Annotated in this window: 15 protein-coding genes and 1 pseudogene; 3 read left to right on the top strand and 13 right to left on the bottom strand. The window is 42.2% G+C overall.

Translation table 11 applies throughout. The annotated features are described in order from the left end of the window. Positions 1 to 66: 66 nt before the first annotated feature. Together C505_RS24925 and C505_RS0101765 are read right to left on the bottom strand one after the other, a co-directional pair. Positions 67 to 393: pseudogene (locus tag C505_RS24925) on the bottom strand (methyl-accepting chemotaxis protein); the annotation flags it as partial. Positions 394 to 2,347: 1,954 nt separating this feature from the next. Beyond that, positions 2,348 to 3,355: a transposase gene (locus tag C505_RS0101765; RefSeq protein ID WP_018690881.1), complete on the bottom strand. Its 1,008-nt coding sequence runs from the start codon at positions 3,353 to 3,355 to the stop codon at positions 2,348 to 2,350. Between the two features lie 127 nt (positions 3,356 to 3,482). On the opposite strand from C505_RS0101765, the gene C505_RS0101760 reads away from it, so the two are divergent. Then, positions 3,483 to 3,986 carry a GNAT family N-acetyltransferase gene (locus C505_RS0101760; protein WP_018690880.1) on the top strand — a complete coding sequence of 168 codons (504 nt, stop codon included), beginning with the start codon at positions 3,483 to 3,485 and terminating at the stop codon, positions 3,984 to 3,986. 126 nt (positions 3,987 to 4,112) lie between these two features. Here C505_RS0101760 and yfaE read toward each other — a convergent pair whose 3' ends face one another. The 5 genes from yfaE to ubiG all read right to left on the bottom strand — a co-directional run bounded on the left by yfaE (position 4,113) and on the right by ubiG (position 9,654). After that, a complete protein-coding gene (yfaE, locus tag C505_RS0101755; protein WP_018690879.1) occupies positions 4,113 to 4,370 on the bottom strand; it encodes a class I ribonucleotide reductase maintenance protein YfaE in 258 nt (85 codons plus the stop codon). Beyond that, positions 4,370 to 5,500 (bottom strand): class Ia ribonucleoside-diphosphate reductase subunit beta, encoded by a 1,131-nt coding sequence (gene nrdB, locus C505_RS0101750; protein WP_018690878.1) that lies wholly within the window; start codon positions 5,498 to 5,500, stop codon positions 4,370 to 4,372. Before nrdB ends, yfaE begins: the two co-directional genes overlap by 1 nt. Positions 5,501 to 5,569: 69 nt before the next feature. Then, the gene (gene nrdA / locus C505_RS0101745) at positions 5,570 to 7,843 is read right to left on the bottom strand and encodes a class 1a ribonucleoside-diphosphate reductase subunit alpha (protein ID WP_018690877.1); all 2,274 of its coding nucleotides are present in this window, start codon (positions 7,841 to 7,843) and stop codon (positions 5,570 to 5,572) included. Between the two features lie 416 nt (positions 7,844 to 8,259). Beyond that, the gene (locus C505_RS0101740; protein ID WP_018690876.1) at positions 8,260 to 8,925 is read right to left on the bottom strand and encodes an HAD family hydrolase; all 666 of its coding nucleotides are present in this window, start codon (positions 8,923 to 8,925) and stop codon (positions 8,260 to 8,262) included. Between the two features lie 12 nt (positions 8,926 to 8,937). Beyond that, a complete protein-coding gene (gene ubiG / locus C505_RS0101735; RefSeq protein ID WP_018690875.1) occupies positions 8,938 to 9,654 on the bottom strand; it encodes a bifunctional 2-polyprenyl-6-hydroxyphenol methylase/3-demethylubiquinol 3-O-methyltransferase UbiG in 717 nt (238 codons plus the stop codon). A 420-nt stretch (positions 9,655 to 10,074) separates the two neighbouring features. Here ubiG and C505_RS23360 point away from each other — a divergent pair, with 420 nt between their 5' ends. Further along, positions 10,075 to 13,236, top strand: a complete 3,162-nt coding sequence (locus C505_RS23360) for a PKD domain-containing protein (protein ID WP_018690874.1) — start codon at positions 10,075 to 10,077, stop codon at positions 13,234 to 13,236. Between the two features lie 207 nt (positions 13,237 to 13,443). On the opposite strand, the gene C505_RS0101725 is transcribed toward C505_RS23360, so the two are convergent. From C505_RS0101725 to C505_RS0101700, 6 genes are all read right to left on the bottom strand, one after another. After that, entirely contained in the window at positions 13,444 to 13,641 is a 198-nt protein-coding gene (locus tag C505_RS0101725; protein WP_018690873.1) for a hypothetical protein, read from the bottom strand. Between the two features lie 58 nt (positions 13,642 to 13,699). After that, positions 13,700 to 14,134 carry a DUF2069 domain-containing protein gene (locus C505_RS0101720; protein WP_018690872.1) on the bottom strand — a complete coding sequence of 145 codons (435 nt, stop codon included), beginning with the start codon at positions 14,132 to 14,134 and terminating at the stop codon, positions 13,700 to 13,702. After that, positions 14,131 to 14,478, bottom strand: a complete 348-nt coding sequence (gene arsC, locus C505_RS0101715; protein WP_018690871.1) for an arsenate reductase (glutaredoxin) — start codon at positions 14,476 to 14,478, stop codon at positions 14,131 to 14,133. The genes C505_RS0101720 and arsC overlap by 4 nt, the downstream gene beginning before the upstream one ends. Positions 14,479 to 14,520: 42 nt before the next feature. Then, positions 14,521 to 15,954, bottom strand: coding sequence for a beta-barrel assembly-enhancing protease (bepA, locus tag C505_RS0101710; RefSeq protein WP_018690870.1), 1,434 nt, complete (start codon positions 15,952 to 15,954; stop codon positions 14,521 to 14,523). A gap of 25 nt (positions 15,955 to 15,979) precedes the next feature. Next, positions 15,980 to 16,633 carry a hypothetical protein gene (locus C505_RS0101705; protein ID WP_018690869.1) on the bottom strand — a complete coding sequence of 218 codons (654 nt, stop codon included), beginning with the start codon at positions 16,631 to 16,633 and terminating at the stop codon, positions 15,980 to 15,982. A 250-nt stretch (positions 16,634 to 16,883) separates the two neighbouring features. Then, positions 16,884 to 17,732 carry an AraC family transcriptional regulator gene (locus tag C505_RS0101700; RefSeq protein ID WP_018690868.1) on the bottom strand — a complete coding sequence of 283 codons (849 nt, stop codon included), beginning with the start codon at positions 17,730 to 17,732 and terminating at the stop codon, positions 16,884 to 16,886. Between the two features lie 39 nt (positions 17,733 to 17,771). Here C505_RS0101700 and C505_RS21115 point away from each other — a divergent pair, with 39 nt between their 5' ends. Further along, positions 17,772 to 19,007 carry an MFS transporter gene (locus C505_RS21115; protein ID WP_018690867.1) on the top strand — a complete coding sequence of 412 codons (1,236 nt, stop codon included), beginning with the start codon at positions 17,772 to 17,774 and terminating at the stop codon, positions 19,005 to 19,007. The last annotated feature ends 94 nt before the right edge of the window (positions 19,008 to 19,101 follow it).

Genomic DNA, 19,101 nt, shown 5'->3' with positions numbered 1-19,101 from the left:
GATGTTCCTTTGATAGGACGGATCGGCATGGAATGTATCGACACAAGTACCAAGGAGCTTACTTGCATCAAAGTTGGGGAGTTTGATACGCAGTGTTTCCTGATTCGTTTGCATCATTTTTTCGACAGAATCGTTTAGATAAACAATGTTAAAGTCATTATCAGCCATCATTACATTGGCTTGACAGACATCCAGTGCTCGTTTTATCCGTTCATTATTTTGCGCCAACTTCTGCTCTTCACGCTGTTTCGCCAATATATCTGTAATATCTTCCCACTCTACGACTGTCCCTAGGCGATTTCCCTTATCGAAAATTGGTGTTGCTGTTAAGTCAAATGTTAAACAGCCAACTTCTAAGCGCGTGTTATAGACTTGCTTAAGATCTGCAATCATACGGCGTTGATGTGAAGGATCTTTATGGAATACATCGACGCAAGTCCCGATCAGCTTTTCAGAATCGAAATTGGATATGTGTGTCTGTAGTTCGGATTGGTTTTTGCGCATCATGGCATGAACAGATTCATTCAGGTAAACGATGTTCATATCGTTATCAGCCATCATGACATTCGCTTGACATACATCCAATGCAAGTTTGATGCGGTTCATTGCTTCATCTTGACGTGTTGGCGGTTCTTCACCAGATGCATACTCTTGCCATTCAACGATTGTACCAACACGCTGATTTGCACCATTATGCAGTGGGGTGACTTTACGCGTCATAATAGTTTCGCCCACTTGGATCTGTGTTTCAGTCATCGATTTGAGTTGTACCAGATCCTGTTCAAAAGCAGCTTTTTGTGTATCTAACTGTAAAATAGACAAGCTTGATAGATTGGAAACCTGGCCGAAAGCCTGAGTCATCGATGATTGATGCTTATCGAAGAATGTATGGCATGCTTGGTTTGCAAAAACAACTTCATGGTTGTTGTTTGCGATCATAATGGGTTGTGAAGCCTGTTCTAAACCAGTGATCAGTGCCTGATCTTGTTCTGAAGTTCCTGTGTTCGATAGATTTTGGATCAGCATATCGAATGCTCTTTTGATGTAGTAAGCATCAAACCGTTGTGCTAGCGGTTTAAATTCAGGCTGGGTTGTTGCCAGCTTCATGAGTCCACGGTGCATTTGTTGGAATGGTGTCACGAACTGATTGCGTGCAACCCAGAGGATACCCATAATGATACCTGCTGATATGAGGAATAAGAAAAAATAACCAGTACTACTTGATGAATCAATGTCCGATAAGCTCTTTTGATAGATATGCTCACTGACTTCAGTTGAAAACTGGTTTACATCACTCATCAGTGTATTAACTTTTTTTCCTTGCGTTTCAATTCTTTTCGAGAGGTTTTCTACTGTGGGTTGCAGGTTTGTAAGATAGTTTTGGGCAGCGGAGGCAAATTGAGATCGATTCACCTGACTGATGAGTGATTTCTGAGCGATTTCTAACTTTTTGTTGAGTGATGCATTAAAGTGAAGCTCATCCTGTAGTCTGGATATTTTCACCAGTAGTTTTGAGGTTGAATCGGAAAGAAAAGCTGCGCTTCCCAACTGTTGCTTGATGGATTTGATGAATTCTGCTTGTTGCCTGATTTCTGCAGTAATAGTGAGACCTAGATTTTCGATTGATGTAATTGCAGCTTTACTTTCTGAGAGAATACTGTGCTGGATCAAGCTGGACAGTTGGAATAACTGAGCGCGTATTACTGCTGTACTCTGTTCGGCTGAAGCGATATTTCGATTGAGCTGTAAAATTTCTTGATGGGTCTGACTCTGTTTATGTAAGCTTTGTCCTGCTATTCCACCATGATTGGATACCGTAAACATACCCAAAGCGCAAATTAACACACCTGGAATGAGAATACAGGCGAACATAATTTGATGTAAAGAGAACCGATTGAGTCCGGCTATGGACATCTCTTTATTACGATTTTCACTTAAAGATACTAAGTCCATCTTTTTTATCCCCATGCATTTGAAGGTTTGCTCTTGCAGACTGGCATGTCGGACATGATTTCATTGCATTGACTCGCATTGCTCGGTCATACATCGGGAAATGAGAATTTTTGCCCATACACAGGATTCATTTTAGGAAGATTCTTGCGAAGTGCTTCGTTTTTTTGGAATAAATATGATTCAAGACAGTCACATTTTAAGATCAATTCAGCAATTAGGGGCCGATAGACATTCCAAATTCTTTTTTCACTTGAAATGGGAAATTACTAGCCTAATTAACGACAATAAAGGCAGATTTAAATGTTATTCAGGTGGAATTGGTAGTATGTTTGAATATTTTGGACACAGGAATAGTGCCAAGTGTCTGTGTTTTAAAAAAGTCCAGTTCATATTCTTACCGAAATAATACACGGCTACATGATATCCCCTTACACCACCTCAAGCCAATAGATTCACACCACAGCTGCATTTTATCGACTAGACCGATAGCATGGCTAAATTGATATTCAATATGAGAGATTGTTTGTATCCATTGATGTGAAGAGATGTTTATCCGGTCTAAAATGGGTTGAATATGTTGGGGTATTACTCCAGATTTATCGGCTCTGATGGAGCGTCCCGTCCAATCCACAAGTTCAAAATAGTCTGTTGCAAGATATGGGATATAGGCTTTCGATTGCTTATCAGGATGAAATTCTTCTTTCATGAATGGTAGAAGCTTTGGTCGAATGGGTTGCTCTTTATGTGCATTTTGCTGTTCAAATTCTTGGAGTCGACTTTGAATGGATGTATAGGAAGATGCTTCTGGTGTTTGCGCAAGGCTTGCGCGAATTGGGTTTAAATCAACATAAGCCATGCAAGTGAGTAGGGCAGATTCATCAAGGAGGGCTTGGCTATCAAATCTAGCTTCCCAAAAGTGGCCTTTACAATCGTCCTCTTTATTGGATCTACGTGAAATATATTCGTTGGTAAATCGCATAAACCAGCTTATATCGGTCAGTTGTTTTCGGTATAAAGCGATATGTTTTTCAACAATGGATCGTTCTGGTTTCGTGAGTTGACTATCACCATGTTCTAACCAATATCGAACGAGGGGATGACCATGGTATAGTGTTAACCAGCGCTGGGCGACGTCGAAGTCGGAGAGTTTGGAGCAAGCTTCTATATTTACCCGCAAAACAAGATGGTAATGATTACTCATAATGGCATAGGCACAGACATCAATAGCAAAAGCAGATCCAGCGAGGGCTATCCGTTCAGCAAGCCACTGCTTACGGTGATGAAATGTGCGCCCAGTCAGTGGATCTTCCCCACATAAGAAAGCCCTGCGAACACAACGCGAAGTGCAGTGGTAATATGGAGTTTGAGAGAGGTCAATTTGATTTTTCCTTGCAATAGCCATCTTAAAATCAATATTTTAGAGTTACTTGCTGTGTGTTTATACAGTAATCAAAGTGATTTAATTTTGCAATATTTTTAATTGCTATGAAATATATTGTCATGAAATATATTCGGAAGAGCTTAGTAAAATGAATCAAATCGTGAACCGAAATAATCTAGAGTCGCGCATAACTTTCAGGGATTTGGTCGATAGCGACTTACCATTTGTAAAAGAGCTTCTGACAAATGAACAAGTGATGCGATTCATTGGCCCAGGTAGGCCTCTGACTGAGCATGAAATACAATCATGGTTTACTGACTTTATAAATAGACAACGTTCAGGCCATAGCAGGAGGGTTATTGGGTTAAAAGATGGTAAACAAGAGGCATTTATTGGTATTTGTGGTGTATTAAACGATGATGGCTGTGCTGATTTTGGATTTTATTTTTTACCTCGTTACTGGGGAAAGGGATATGCATTTGAAGCTTGCTCAATACTTCTGCCTGAAGCAATTGAACAATTCGGCGATAAACTAGTAATTTTCGTTTCAGAACAAAATATTGCGAGCCTATCATTGGTTAAAAAACTGGGATTGGTAGTTGATAAATACGAAAACTATCACGGTCGAATGGGGTATTTTTTTAAGGGATAAGTAAAGCAATATTCAAGACAGTCATATCTAACCATTGAGGCTGTACAAAATACATTCAAAACTTGTGACTGTCTAAATTTATTGTCTTAATTTATTACTTCTTGTGACTGTCTTAAATTCGGGGGGTTAAGGGATTTCCAACTCAATATCCGTCTGTGGAAGAGAGCAGCAAACGAGGACTTCGCCTTCTCGGACAAATGCAAGTGGTTCGTTGATGTAGGTGACTTCACCGGAGATAAGTTTGCAGCGGCATGCACCGCAGAAGCCTTCCCGGCAGTGGTATTGAACATGCAATCCGTGGTGTTCTAATGCTGTGAGTAGATTTGGGCAGGAATCATCAATATCAATGGGATCCTGCCCGTGGACTTTGAGCTGTTTGCTCATTAAAGATCAAACTCTCCAAAGTCGCTCGCGTCAATCTCAGAGTCAATTTGACCGACAAGGTAAGAGCTGATTTCAGCTTCCTGTGGGGCAACCTGTACATTATCAGAAACCAGCCATGCATTGATCCATGGAATTGGATTGCTTTTTTGCTCAAAAATAGGCTCGAAGCCCAGAGCGGTAATACGCGAGTTTGTGATGTATTCGACGTATTGGCACAGGATATCTTTGTTCAAGCCAATCATGGAGCCGTCTTGGAACAAATACTCTGCCCAGTCTTTTTCCTGCTCAGCCGCTTCGCGGAATAGCTCAATCGATGCTTCTTCACACTCACTTGCGATTTCTTGCATTTCTGGATCGTCTGCGCCTTCTTTCATCAAGTTAAGCATATGCTGTGTGCCTGTGAGGTGAAGGGCTTCATCGCGGGCAATCAATTTGATGATTTTCGCGTTTCCTTCCATTAATTCACGCTCAGCAAATGCAAAACTACAAGCAAAGCTGACATAAAAGCGAATGGCTTCAAGGACATTAACGGACATCAGACATAGGTATAGTTTGCGCTTGAGGGCGCGCAAGCTAATGTTGTATTCCTTTCCTTTGATCGTATGCAAACCTTCGCCATATAGGTTGTAGACATTCGTATGCTCAATCAAATCGTCGTAGTAGCAGGTGACAGCATCAGCGCGCTCGATGATTTTTTCATTCATGACGATATCATCGAAAATTTCTTTTGGCTCTTTCGTGATATTACGAATGATATGCGTGTAACTCCGGCTATGAATAGTTTCGCTAAATGCCCAAGTTTCAATCCAGGTTTCGAGTTCAGGGATTGAAACAAGTGGAAGCAATGCAACATTGGGTGAGCGGCCCTGAATACTATCAAGTAGCGTTTGGTATTTCAGGTTACTGACAAAAATGTGCTTCTCATGTTCCGGTAATCCTTCGTAGTCGATGCGATCTTTACTGACATCGACCTCTTCAGGGCGCCAGAAAAAGCTGAGTTGCTTTTCGATCAGTTTTTCAAAAATAGGAAATTTTTGTTGATCATAACGAGAAATATTCACGGTTTGCCCAAAGAACATGGGTTCTTTGAGGGGATCATTTTTCTCTCGACTAAAAGTTGTATATGCCATTCTCTTTTACCTAAACTACAAGCGCACAAAGAAATGACTGAGCAAGCCCAGCCATGCCATCATTTGTTCTTAGATTTTGCAAGCACCGCTTTCGCAATCATCCTGAGCTGCAAGCGCAGATTCATCAGAGGCGCCATCACGTGTGTTGTGATAATAAAGCGTCTTAATACCAAGTTTATATGCTGTCAGTAGATCTTTCAGAAGGATTTGCATTGGCACTTTACCTCCTTCGAATTTACCCGGGTCATAGTTGGTATTGGTTGAAATTGTTTGGTCGATGAATTTTTGCATGATTGCCATCAACTGCAAAATACCGTCGTTACCATTGATTTGCCAAAGGAGTTCGTACTTGTCTTTCAGCTCAAGGTATTCCGGCACCACTTGTTTTAAGATCCCATCTTTACTTGCCTTGACGCTGATAAATCCACGCGGTGGCTCGACACCATTCGTCGCATTTGAAATCTGAGATGAGGTTTCAGAAGGCATCTGCGCTGATAAGGTGGAGTTACGTAATCCGTGTTCTTGAATATCACGGCGTAAGCTTTCCCAGTCCAGGTGAAGGGGCTCACGACACACTTTGTCCAAGTCTTCTTTATATGTATCAATTGGTAGAAGACCTTTCGCATACGTTGTTTCATTAAACTTAGGGCAGGCACCAAGTTCGCGCGCAAGGTTGTTCGATGCTTTGAGTAGGTAGTATTGTATTGCTTCGAACGTTCTGTGAGTCAAGCCATTGCCTGAGCCATCAGAATATCTTGCGCCATGCTTCGCCAAGTAGTAGGCGAAGTTGATCACACCAATACCTAGAGTACGGCGGCCCATAGTTGCGTTATAAGCAGCAGGAACTGGATAGTCTTGATAGTCGAGCAGACTGTCGAGAGCGCGCACGGCCAAGTCTGCGAGTTCTTCTAGTTCATCAAGATTTTCTATCGCGCCTAAGTTAAATGCACTCAGTGTACAAAGAGCAATTTCTCCATCTGGGTCATTGACGTCCTTCAATGGTTTTGTCGGGAGTGCGATCTCGAGGCAAAGGTTACTTTGTTTAATTGGAGCAACCTTTGGATCGAACGGGCTGTGTGTATTACAGTGATCCACATTCTGTAAGTAAATACGGCCCGTACTTGCACGTTCCTGCATAAACAGAGAGAACAGCTCGGTCGCTTTAATTCGTTTTTTGCGAACTGAATCGTCCTGTTCGTACTGCGTGTAAAGTTTTTCAAATTCATCTTGGTCAGCGAAGAATGCATCATACAGTCCAGGGACATCGGATGGGCTGAACAAGGAAATATAGTCGTCTTTGATCAGACGTTGATACATGGTTTTGTTGAATTGCACACCATAATCGATATGACGCACACGGTTTTCTTCAACACCACGGTTGTTCTTCAGAACAAGTAGGGATTCAACTTCCAAATGCCAGATTGGGTAGAAAAGTGTCGCAGCACCGCCGCGGACTCCACCTTGTGAGCAGCTTTTTACGGCTGTTTGGAAGTGCTTGTAAAATGGGATACAGCCTGTGTGGAATGCTTCGCCATTGCGAATAGGGCTGCCAATCGCACGGATACGCCCCGCATTGATACCAATACCAGCACGTTGGCTGACGTACTTCACGATTGCACTTGACGTTGCATTGATGGAATCTAGGCTGTCAGAGCACTCTATCAGAACGCAGGAACTAAACTGACGCGTGGGTGTTCTGACACCCGCCATAATTGGCGTAGGTAGCGATAGTTTAAATAAAGAGGCTGCATCATAGAAACGACGGATATAGTCTAGACGTCGACTTTTCTCGTATTTTGCAAATAGGCAAGCCGCAATACAGACATAAAGAAACTGTGCACTTTCGTATATCTTGCCAGTGACACGGTTTTGAACGAGGTATTTCCCTTCGAGCTGTTTGACCGCTGCATAGCTGAAATTCATATCTCGATGATGATCGAGGAATGCATCCATTTCTGCGAATTCTTCTGGTGTATAATCTTCCAGTAGATGGCGATCATATTTCCCTGCTTCAACCATATTCACAACATGGTTATAGAGTTTTGGTGGCTCAAATTTGTCATAAGCCTTTTTTCTTAGGTGAAAGATAGCCAAACGTGCTGCCAAATACTGGTAGTCTGGTGTATCTTCTGAAATCAAATCCGCAGCAGCTTTGATGATCGTCTCATGGATATCTTCTGATTTGATCCCGTCGTAAAACTGGATATGTGACTTCAGTTCTACCTGAGAAACGGAAACATTATTCAGACCTTCTGCAGCCCATGTAATGACGCGATGGATTTTGTCTAAATCAATCGGTTCTCTTCGGCCATCCCTTTTTGTCACTGATAGATTTTGATTCATGTATTCCCGCTCAAAAATATTTAACCAAAAATGCAAATCCCCAAACCCTTCTGTACGTCATTATTATTGTGCCTTTCGCGAAAAAAACGCAAAGCATTAGCGCACGACTCAAGCCATGAATTTGTGTCATCAGCACACAAGGCATGGTGATTTTGTCGAGTTATCGCACAAGATATTGGGGTTCAATTTGAATGCGTCACAAGATAGTGTGTTCGAATTTAATTTTCAAGGAATAAGAAGCGAATAATCTGTGGATAAAATGGTGGGTAAATGAGTGCTGTAAGTACTCGCTTACCCTTCGTTTCAAATCCCTCTAACCCGTGAAAAAGATCAAGCAAAAAAGTTGTCCACTAGACTTTTTTTATAATTTTTCACGTTAGAAAATGCCTTTTTAATGCTGCAATTTTCTTGTCATTTTACTTGACAAACATCTGCTGCAAAAGCGTGTTTAATTCGGTAACGGAACTGGTGGTTTTATCGGCATTCCAACTATCCAATAACGCATTTTCTTCAATGTAACCATAACCTGCGATGATGGTTTTCATACCTGCACGGTTGCCAGCTTCAATATCACGAAGCGCATCGCCCACATAAATGCAATGTTCTGGTTGCACGCCCATGACTTCAGCTGCATGTAATAATGGCATTGGATCCGGTTTACGCTTGCTGAGTGAGTCACCAGAAAGTACAACTTTAGCTCTGGAAAAAGCAGGGAAACAATGGAGTAATTGCTCGGTTAAGAACCCTGGTTTATTGGTAACAACCCCCCAATCTATCGATTGTTCATCCAACCATTGCAGGATATCCTGTATCCCTTCAAAGAACTGAGTAAAGTGAGCAATATTACTTTGGTAGTAGTCGAAAAAGACTGACTTGAGTTCTTCAAAATTGAAGTCGTCAATTCTGTGTTTTAACCCTAGCTTGAGTAGTCCAAGAGAACCATTTGAAGCCTCTGGGCGATAGAACTCAGCTGGGATATGTTCTAGGCCATAATGAGCAAGTGTATGGTTGAGTGCTGCACCAAGATCATCCGCAGTATCGAGTAACGTACCGTCGAGATCGAAAAGAACTGCTTGATACATGAATATGTCTCCTTAGTCTGAATCGCTCTGAGTTGCGATGATGTAATTGACGTCCAACCCTGGGCCTAGTTTGAATATTTTGGTTAGAGGATTGTAATGGATCCCTGTTGCTTCTAGAGGACGAAGTCCCTCGTTTTCTGCCCAGCCCATTAAGTCGGCTGGACGGATGAACTTATCATGTTCATGGGTGCCTTCAGGGACAAGCTTGAGAATTTTTTCTGCACCAAGGATGGCAAATAAATACGACTTGAGCGTTTTATTTAATGTCGAAAAAAATACGTAACCACCGGGTTTGACAAGCTGAGAGCAAGCTCGCACGACAGAGGCAGGCTCTGGTACATGTTCCAGCATTTCCATACAAGTCACGATATCAAAACTGCCCGGTTGTTGCGCTGCAAGTTCTTCAACCGTTATCCGTTGGTAATTGACTTCGACTTGAGACTCTAAAGCATGGAGTCGAGCAACATTGAGTGGCTCTTCACCCATATCAATACCAGACACTTCAGCCCCAAGCTTTGCCATGCTTTCCGAAAGAATGCCTCCGCCGCAGCCCACATCAAGTACTTTCTTCCCAAATAGCCCAGAGACTTTATCTTCAACAAATCCAAGCCTCAATGGGTTAATATCATGGAGTGGCTTGAACTCACCTTCCAGATCCCACCATCGCGAAGCGACTTCTTCGAACTTGGAAATTTCAGCGAGATCTACATTCAAATTATTTTCAGACATGGATGTGCCTTGGTTGGATAAAGCGTGTGGGCATTATAATGCGAAATAATGTGAAGTGCTATGCAAGTGTTGGATGACATTGAGAGAACAATTATTGAACAAAAAACAATGGTGAATTTTTGCAGTTTGTCACAGAATTGATTTGTTTTTTGGACTTCATCCAGAAGCTACTTTTGACGGGGTCGCCTCTTTTTTATTGCAGAAAGCGAGCATAAACCAGTGATTGTGATTGAATGAGCAGTGATTGAATGACCAACAAATTTATATAATCCTTTATTGCTATTTTCTGTAAGAATCTTTGGATTACTCCCTTGTATTCAGTTTGGGTTCATCCTTCGTTGTTTACATTTTTTACTCTCTTTTCAATAGCATTGCGCGTTGAGTTGAGAGAAGAATCAAAAATAATAGTAAGGAAAAAGAATGAAATTACTGAAGTACTCTTTACTTCATACAGCAGTAAGTATCGCAGTATGCTCACAAGCTGAAGCAACAGAAAATCTATACCAAACAGCGTTGATTACCAACCCGGATCAAATCTCCTTTCCTCAACAAATGGCAAAAGATGAACAATCTTTGGTGCAATCGATTGCGGAGGCCGTTGCAAAAGAAAAGATACTTGTGGCGAATGATTCGACATTCGAATTGACACATGTACAAGAAAGTTTGGCTGATAAACATTACACCTTTGTACAAATGATAGATGGTGTGGTTGTTGCAGACTCGACAATCATTGTGACTGTCACGAAAGATACGCAAGAGGTTGTGAAGGTGTTCCACAATGTGGTTGATCTTCAAATGCCAAAAAAGCGAAGTAAGCGCCACGCGGGTCATCCGGAAAATAGCCGAAGGAATGGAGTCAGTACAGAGAAAGGAGCGACTATCAATGCACATGAAGCACTGGAAATTGCATTCAATAACCTAAAGCCTCAAGGCGATTTGCTTGCAGAGCCAAAATCAGTATTGGTTTTATATCCGCACCAAGAAAAGCTGGTCAAATCTTATAAAACGACGATCGCTTTATCTGAGCCGAAAGGTGAGTGGTTACAATATATTGATGCAAATACTGGTCAAGTCCTTCACTTGGAACAACGGATGCGTCGTGCACATGGGGTTCATCAGAAATTAACAGATCTGAAAACATCGCATTTCCATACAAAAACACAAACAGTGACTCTCAATACGGCAAGAAGCGCACTTTCAGAAACACTGCCACCAGCATCGTCTGTTGCAGTTGGCAATAAGTATGTACAAGGTGAAGGACAGGTTTTTGACCCCGACCCAGTAACAACTTTGATGGATCCAACGCTCAGTGATACGTCGCCTGCAAGTGCGTTCGATCTCGCGTACCAAAAGGTGATTTTACCTCAGGTTTTAAAAATGACAGATGCAAGTGGTGATGATGTCTATCATCTCGAAAGCCCTTGGGTCAAGATCACAAACTTTGAAAAACCAAATACACAGCCTCAGACTTCAACCGACGGAAAATGGCAATTTAAACGTGGTCATGGTGGGTTTGATGATACGAATGTATTTTACCATTTGAATAAGAGCCAAGGTTATATTCAAAGTCTTGGGTATACAGGAACGCAAGGGATTTTAAACGAGCAAGTGCTTGTGGATACAAATGGTGCTCTTGGTGAAACCAATGCATATTATACAGATGGAGAGTTTCGTATCTCGTTTGGCCAGGGAGATATCAACGCGAGTGAAGACGCAGATGTCATTTTGCATGAATACGGTCATGCCATTACGTTTGCGATTAACCCATCGTTCTATGGTGGGGATACTGGCGCAATGGGCGAAGGATTTGGTGATTATTGGGGAGCTTCGTATAGCTGGACAACACAAAATGGAAGCGTGTTTCAACCCAATACTATGGGGCAGTGGTTTACCTATAAGAGAACGCTAAATGATGTTGATGCGAGGTACAAAGACCACCAACGTTATGGCGCTCACGAAGATATAGATGGTGTAACAAATCGCTCAGATCAGTTATGGTCGACACCTTTATATCAGAGCTTTCTTGAGTTGACAGGGATGGGCTACTCACGAGAAAACATCGATCGTATTATTCTACAGTCCATGTATGGAATGGGCTCGAATATCACGATGCGGATGATGGCACAATCAGTTGTGAAAACAGCGTCTCGGCTTTATCCAACGGATGCATACGCAGAAGTCTTTCAACGACACTTTAAAAACCATCATATTCTTCCGAAAGCACTTGTATTTGGGATGGAAAGAACGCTCGGTGCCGGGACGGATAAATCAGTTAAGTTGACAGATGAGTTGATGCCTGGAGAAGTTGTTCGAATTCGTCCGCAACTGCTTAATAACGCGGATAGCAAAGCAACCAATGTTCAAGCATCGATTAGTGGTACTGGACTTCATATTATGCAGGCGAATGTATTACTCAACGATATTGAGCCGCATCGTGCACAACAATCTGCATCAGCACTATCTTTTCAGGTCCCGGATACTGCTGTGTGTGGTTCAGAGCTGGATTTTGAGATTGACTATCAAGCTTATATCAATGGGAACTTAGTCGCTGGTCAATGGAAGTTAAGTGATGCGTTTGGTGATGGTGACCGTAAATTAGGCATTCCAGAAAAACGGGTGTGGTTCAAGTCAGAAGAACAATCCCTGTCTGCTGGCGTCATGTCTGAGTCTTCTTTCTATTTACCTGCAATCACAGTGCCGCCAGAAGAATTGTTATTCTTTATTGAGGTTGAAAACAGTGAAAGTACTTATGTTGAGGTCAAAATTCAGAGTAATGATAAAGGTGAGTTCCATGATATTGTCTACGGGGAGCCAATTTATAATGACGGTATGTTTAAACGTCCATTAGCAATGCCACTCTCCGGGCTTTCTTTAGAAGGTCAATGGACAATTCAAGTCATTGCTGAAGGTGATGTGACTCTTAAGCGTTGGGGATTCTATCATGAGAGCAAAACTGCACGTGTCTGTGAACCAAAGTTACAAACGATAGAGCAAGTCCAAGTCTCGGAGGGACAAAAAGGGGTTATCAAGCCACTCACAACATTACCACTGACTTCAGATATGTCACTGCAATGGAAGCAAACGGACACCACTGGCGTGAAATTGAATATTCAACGCTCTGACAATGTCTTTGAATTTCAAGCACCAAATGTGAATGATGATCAAACATTTGAAGTCGAATTATCACTGCTGAAAAACGGTACTGTGATTGAGACAAAACAGATCCCGATTTTGGTTGCGAATGATAACCAAACTCCAACGCTATCTGTAGTGGACACACTATCAGTGAATGAAAACGAAACAGTCCAGCTTCAAGCGATGGCATCTGATGCCGATGGACATCACCTTGAGTTTTCATGGAAGCAAGTGGATAGTTCAGGACACACAGTCTCACTCATCAATCCGAAGAGTGCAATCCCAAGCTTTACTGCGCCGAAAGTCGATGCTGATATGGTGCTCATGTTTGAGGTGTATGCATCTGATGGCAAGACAGAAAGTGAAAAAAAGACAGTCACAGTGATTGTGAAAAATAAAAGAAGTTTCCTTGGCAGAGTTAAGGATTGGTTCAAAGGGTGGTTGTAACGCTGAATGAGATTGTTTTAGAGAGACCAATGATGGTCTCTCTTCCGCTCTATCATGGCAGGATGTTCATGAACTATTTCAAGCCTAAATCATTCTGTTTAGCCACTCCCTGGCCACCAAGATTTGCTTTCTCATATTTGTTTTTACTTTATTTGTGTCATGGGGTGTCAGATGTTGTTCAATATAGACTATAGAGAGTGACCCTCGCTAGGCTGAGTTGTTTCTGAGGTTTGAATCATCGTTGAGGGAAGCAATTTTTTGAAATAACGAACTGGCTGTATTGCCAAGCATTCGTGCGACACTGTAGTGGTTTGCACCGGATAAATGGAGACATTCATGTGGGAGCTGTTTTGTATTGAGCTGCTCGGAAAATCTTCTGGATTGACGGATAAATTTGTCAGTCATGAGAACTTTGTGAAAGCCCCAAAAATAGACGAATCAACCGAAGGCCAGAAATCTGGCCTTAAATGTTTTCTTCAAAAACTTTTTTCTCGTCAGCAAGATCCTGTTTGAGTTTTCTTAGCTTTAACCCTAATTCTTGCCCGCGATTTCGTGCGTAATAGGTCCCACCAAATAGCATCATACTGGCAAAGACAAGTTCAATGATCACATAGCCGAGTTCATCTGTTGCAACCCATAGCGACGTGAGGCCATGTAAGATGGGGATCAACACCACAAAATTTGCCCACGCGAACGTATATGGTTTGCCTTGCATTAACCCTTTTGCAGGGAGCAGTAAGGGTGCCCAAAATACAAGAAGCTGAAACTCCAGACTGACTGTCTCTGATGGCGAGATAAAAATAAACCATAAAGGTAAAAATAAAAGCAATCCACAATAACCAATTGTTGCAACTGTTCTGAGCAACATGGTTTTGGGCTGCATCGGGATGTCATTCATAGAATTTCCAGAACCTGCTCCGGTGGACGACCTAATCTTGCACGCTCATTCCGGATCACAATTGGTCTTTCGATGAGTTTTGGGTGGTTGCTCATCGCCTGACGTAATTTATCTTCGTCAGATTCTTGCGAAAGGTTGAGCTCTTTGTAGATGGTTTCTTTTGTGCGCATGAGCTGTCTTGCGGATGTGAAACCAAGCTGCGTTAATAACGTCGCAATTATGTCAGCACTCGGTGGTTCCTTCAAATATTCAACCACTTGTGGGTTGATACCTTTTTCTTGAAGCAGTGCGAGCGTCTCGCGGCTTTTTGAGCAGCGTGGGTTGTGATAAATCGTCACAGTCATTGGTATAGCCTGTTGTGAACTATAGATGCGCGATAGTTTAACTTATGTTTGCCGCATTTGTCTTTGTTGATAAGCAAACTTCTTCTCAAGCGCTTCGATACGCTTCTTTTCAGTGAAGTTATCTTCATCCAGTTGTTCTTTCGCTTGCCTCAGAGACTGGATCGCTTTTTGATACCGTCCAAGATACGCATCAGACTGTGCTTGATAAATATTGGCGTAAGCTGGATGTTTGGCTTTTCGATAAGCATTGGTCAACAAATCATATCCAAGATAGTTTTCACCCTTTTGAAGTAAAAAGGATTTCAGCATCCTAATAGCACGTTCAGGCTGATCTGCATGGATAGCTACGTTGGCGTAGTTCAGGGTCACAACCTGTTCATTTGGACGAAGTTGATACTCTTTTGCAAGAAATGCCAACGCCGTCTTATATTGTTTGGTCGCCGTCAGCAAGTCAGTATATGTGTCGATCAAAAAGAGGTTATGTGGTTGCAGCTTGAATAATTCTTTGAGGTGAGATGCTGCACTTTGATAACGTTGGTGGTCAACATCGAGTAGTGCAAGCCCATACTGACCAGCAAATTTGATATCTGGATAAGTCGATTTTTGCCAATCACGGAAAGTGTCTTTCGCATGGCCTTCAGATGAATTTGAAAAGCGAGCAATGATGCGGGCTTTTGTCAGCCAGAAATCGTATTCCGGTTTACGCGTATGTTTTTTGTATTGCTGTGCACGCAGGCGTATGTCCGAGACTCGGTTATCTGGAAGCGGGTGAGTTAATAAAAAGGCAGGGGGTTTCGTGGCTGCACGATATTTATCAGACATGCGTGTATAAAAAGATGACGCATCATGGGGGTCAAATCCGGCATTGGTCATGATCTGCATGCCAATTCGGTCGGCTTCTTGCTCATTCCCGCGAGTATAAGTAATGCTCGCTTGTTGTGTGAGACCTGCCGTTGTTTGCAAGGCCGCTATACCTAATGATGGATTCACGATCCCAAGTAAAAGAGAACTAAAAAGCCCAGCAATTGTCATGGGGGCACGTTGGTTCATTTTTTCGATTTTTCGGGCGAGATGTCGCTGCGTGATATGCGCGATTTCATGTCCGATCACCGAAGCAAGCTCACTTTCACTTTGTGCATTTAAAACGAGTCCTGTATGTGCGGTAATATTGCCACCAAATGTCGCGAAAGCGTTGATTGCATTATCTCTCACCCAGACAAATTGGAAGGGAAATTGAACTCCATCAGCCTGTGCGACCATTTTATTCCCGATGGTTTCGATATAGGAGGATAACAACGGATCGTAAACAATGGGTAATGCAGCTCTTGCTTTTCGGGCAAAGATATCGCCCATGATTAGTTCTTTTTCAATTGTTATCGTGGACAATGCTGTACCACCAAGATCGGGGAGGCGATTTGCTGCCTGGGCAGACGTAAAACAGGCACTTGCAATCACAAGTGATACAAAAAACTTCATCAACAATTTCATGGAAAAATGGGTCCTAATAACCATCCTTTAACGGATTCGACTGCAGACCCGCGACTGTATCATCGGCCACCGCATAACTCATCCGTTTTTTATAATCATCATACAGATCTTTTACTGAGACACCACTGACTTTAACGACGTTCACTTTTTTTTGCAGCAAGGCGATAATGCTGTTGACAAGCTTATGGGCGAAAATGATCAATGCGCGGTCTGCTTCATCACCTCGCTGAAAATAAAACATCATAAACTTGTCGAGTTGATTAATACGGATGATGTTACGCATATAGTGTGGGTCCCAGACAAGAAACTCCATATATGCACAATCCTTAATATATTGATCGACTTCTTTTTTCTTCGCGAAAGGAAACGCTTGTAATTCAAAACCGCGATCGGTGATCACTTGATACAAAGCAATCCTTGGCTTACCCGTATCATTTTCTGGTCTAGGGATATTGAGCAGTTCTTGGTTCCAGTTGCGTTCATCAATGAGTCTTTTAAGCGCGGTATCAAATCCATGGCTAAGCAACCCTTCTGATTCGCCAATGGATGATGCTACGAGGTGATAAAACGGCGGCAATTCACCCCAATTGATTTGTTTTTTAAACCAATTGATCTCTTTGAGTGTCGGATTTTCGGGGAGTTCGGCTTTGCCACCTGCTGCACTCATTCAAATAGTCCTATTGATTAACCCCTTTACCAATTAATACTACCTTATCAAGCATAAACCGCCAGATCATTTGGTGAAATGGAAAGAGGGAAATCGATTGTCTGTCATGTGATTCGATAAAAACAATCCAGCATGAGTCGATGGGTTAGAAATAACCAGTTAGGTGTGCGTGAGTAAGATGCCAAGGGGGTTATCATTCATGTACTCAAAGAGCGCATAAGACGTCTTATCAAAGGGGTCTCAGTAGAACTTACAGATCTCCGTGTGTCATTTTTATATATTTCTTTGGTGCATGTCCGAGTGTTTTTTTAAAAAACTGAATAAAAGCACTGACTGACTCATAACCGAGCTCCGTTGCAACGTATTGGACTGTATAACCAGAATTTAGCAGTTGAATCGCAACGACAATATGAAGCTGCCCTTTCCACCGTCCAAACGTCAGGCCCGTTTGTTGCTTGATGAGTCTTGATAGCGTCTTTTCACTCATTGCTGATTCCTGTGCCCACTCTTTGATGGTTCTCCGATCCCACGGGGAGTCTAATAGAGCGAAGGCAATTCGGCTCAGTCTTGGATCTTGTGGGATAGGGAATTGATATTTTTCGACGGGCATTTTTACCAACTCATCAAATAAGACATCGACAATTTTAGGGACAGTCAACAATAAATCATCGCCTTTTGGCTGTTTCGTCAAATGAAGAATCAGTTCTCGGAGCAAGGGGGTAATTGTCAGGGTGTAAACTTGATCGGGCATCTCTGCAATTTCTGGGTCGCATAATACCATACAGACCTCACTTTGAGGCGCAACCATATTGCAGTGAGGTGCCTGACTTGGTATCCAAACGGCATGATGAGGGGGAACAACCCAGATTGCATCTTGAATTTTGCAGCGAAGAAAACCGCTTAACAGGAAAACGAGCTGCCCTTTGTGATGATGGTGATAAGGTGACTCTTCAGATTGACTGCCTGTTTGCTCATAAAATGCGATGACTTTCTGAGGCAGCTGATCAGGGTTCTGAGGTTGAGTTCTATGCATGATATCTTTGTCCTTTTTCAGCAATAAAATATCCATTTTGCTAAATAAAGTCATTTGCTGAAACATTATACTAGCCCCTTTCCATTTTCAAGAAAAGGTGTTGTTATGAATGTCAAAACAGGAAGTCAATATCAGTGGGGAATGACAGTTGCAATCTTACTCATCGCTTTTAATCTCAGAGCTCCATTTACAGCAGTTTCTCCATTAATTGAAGATATTTGCACAGCTTTGTCGCTCTCAAATGTGCAAATGGGTTTTGTCACCAGCATCCCTTTATTTGCATTTGCGGTTTGCTCTCCAATGATTCCATTCATATCGCAACGTTTAGGGCTGAGTTGGTCTTTATGCATTGGATTAGTGTTATTCAATATTGGGATCGTCATTCGGTTTTATTCTTGCATTGAAACATTCATGCTAGGAACGCTCATTATTGGCATCGGTATCGCTTTTGCGAATGTGCTGTTACCCAGTATTATGAAACGATATTACGCAGAAAAATCGGCATCCATGACGTCACTATATATTTTCATGATGGGCATTGGTGCAGCCTTAGGATCAGGGATAGTTCGACCAATTGCTCATATGAACCAACTCAAAGATGTTTTTGGGGTTTCTGGTTGGACACTTGCATTGACTGTCTGTTTGCCTGTGACTTTTTTAGCATTGATGTTATGGTTTCCCTACGTTAAGGAAGAACAACGCGAGAAGTGCAAGGAGAAGAGGTCTAATACCAGAGGTTTGTGGCGTTCTTCTTTTGCATGGCAAGCAACTGGGTTTCTCTCTTTTAATGCTTTTATTAATTACGCCCTCATCGGCTGGTTACCAATGATGTTGCACACAAAAGGGATCTCATTGGACTTAGCTGGTGTTTATCATGGTGTGATGCAGTTCGCTGGAATTTTACCTGCTTTTTTCATGTCAATCTTTTTAGAAAAAGCCAAAGATAAGCGTCTACTTAGCTTGGGGGCTTCGTTTACCACAGCCATCGGGTTAATCAGTCTGTATCTGTTTCCTTCTATGGCACTGTTTTGGGTGATCTGTATTGGTTTTGGCATGGGAGCGGGTTTTGTTTTGGGTATGTCGATGTTGACGCTTCGTACAGAAAGTGTGGCACAAGCTGCGCGTCTGTCCGGGATGGCACAAAGTATCGCTTATTTCGCTGCGGCATCAAGCCCAATCATTATGAGTCAGGTATATCAAATTGATAGAACTTGGATGATGAATTACACATTGCTGCTCTTGTGCTGTATTGGTTGGGCGATTAGTGGTTTTTATGCATGCAAAAGTCAAGTAAACAAATCGCAACAGCAGGTGCAGTGCGTCCATGCGAAGTCGAATTAGAAGAGAGCGTATTTTCATTAAAAACCTTTATCGAACAACACAAAGCGGCACCAAGATGCTCATACAATGTTTTTGGTGTACTATACACATAGCT

It is taken from the genome of Algicola sagamiensis DSM 14643 (assembly GCF_000374485.1).
Taxonomy (GTDB): Bacteria; Pseudomonadota; Gammaproteobacteria; order Enterobacterales; family Alteromonadaceae; genus Algicola; species Algicola sagamiensis.
The sequence above is the reverse complement of the archived record's forward strand: the minus strand, read 5'-3'. Positions and strand labels throughout refer to the sequence as shown.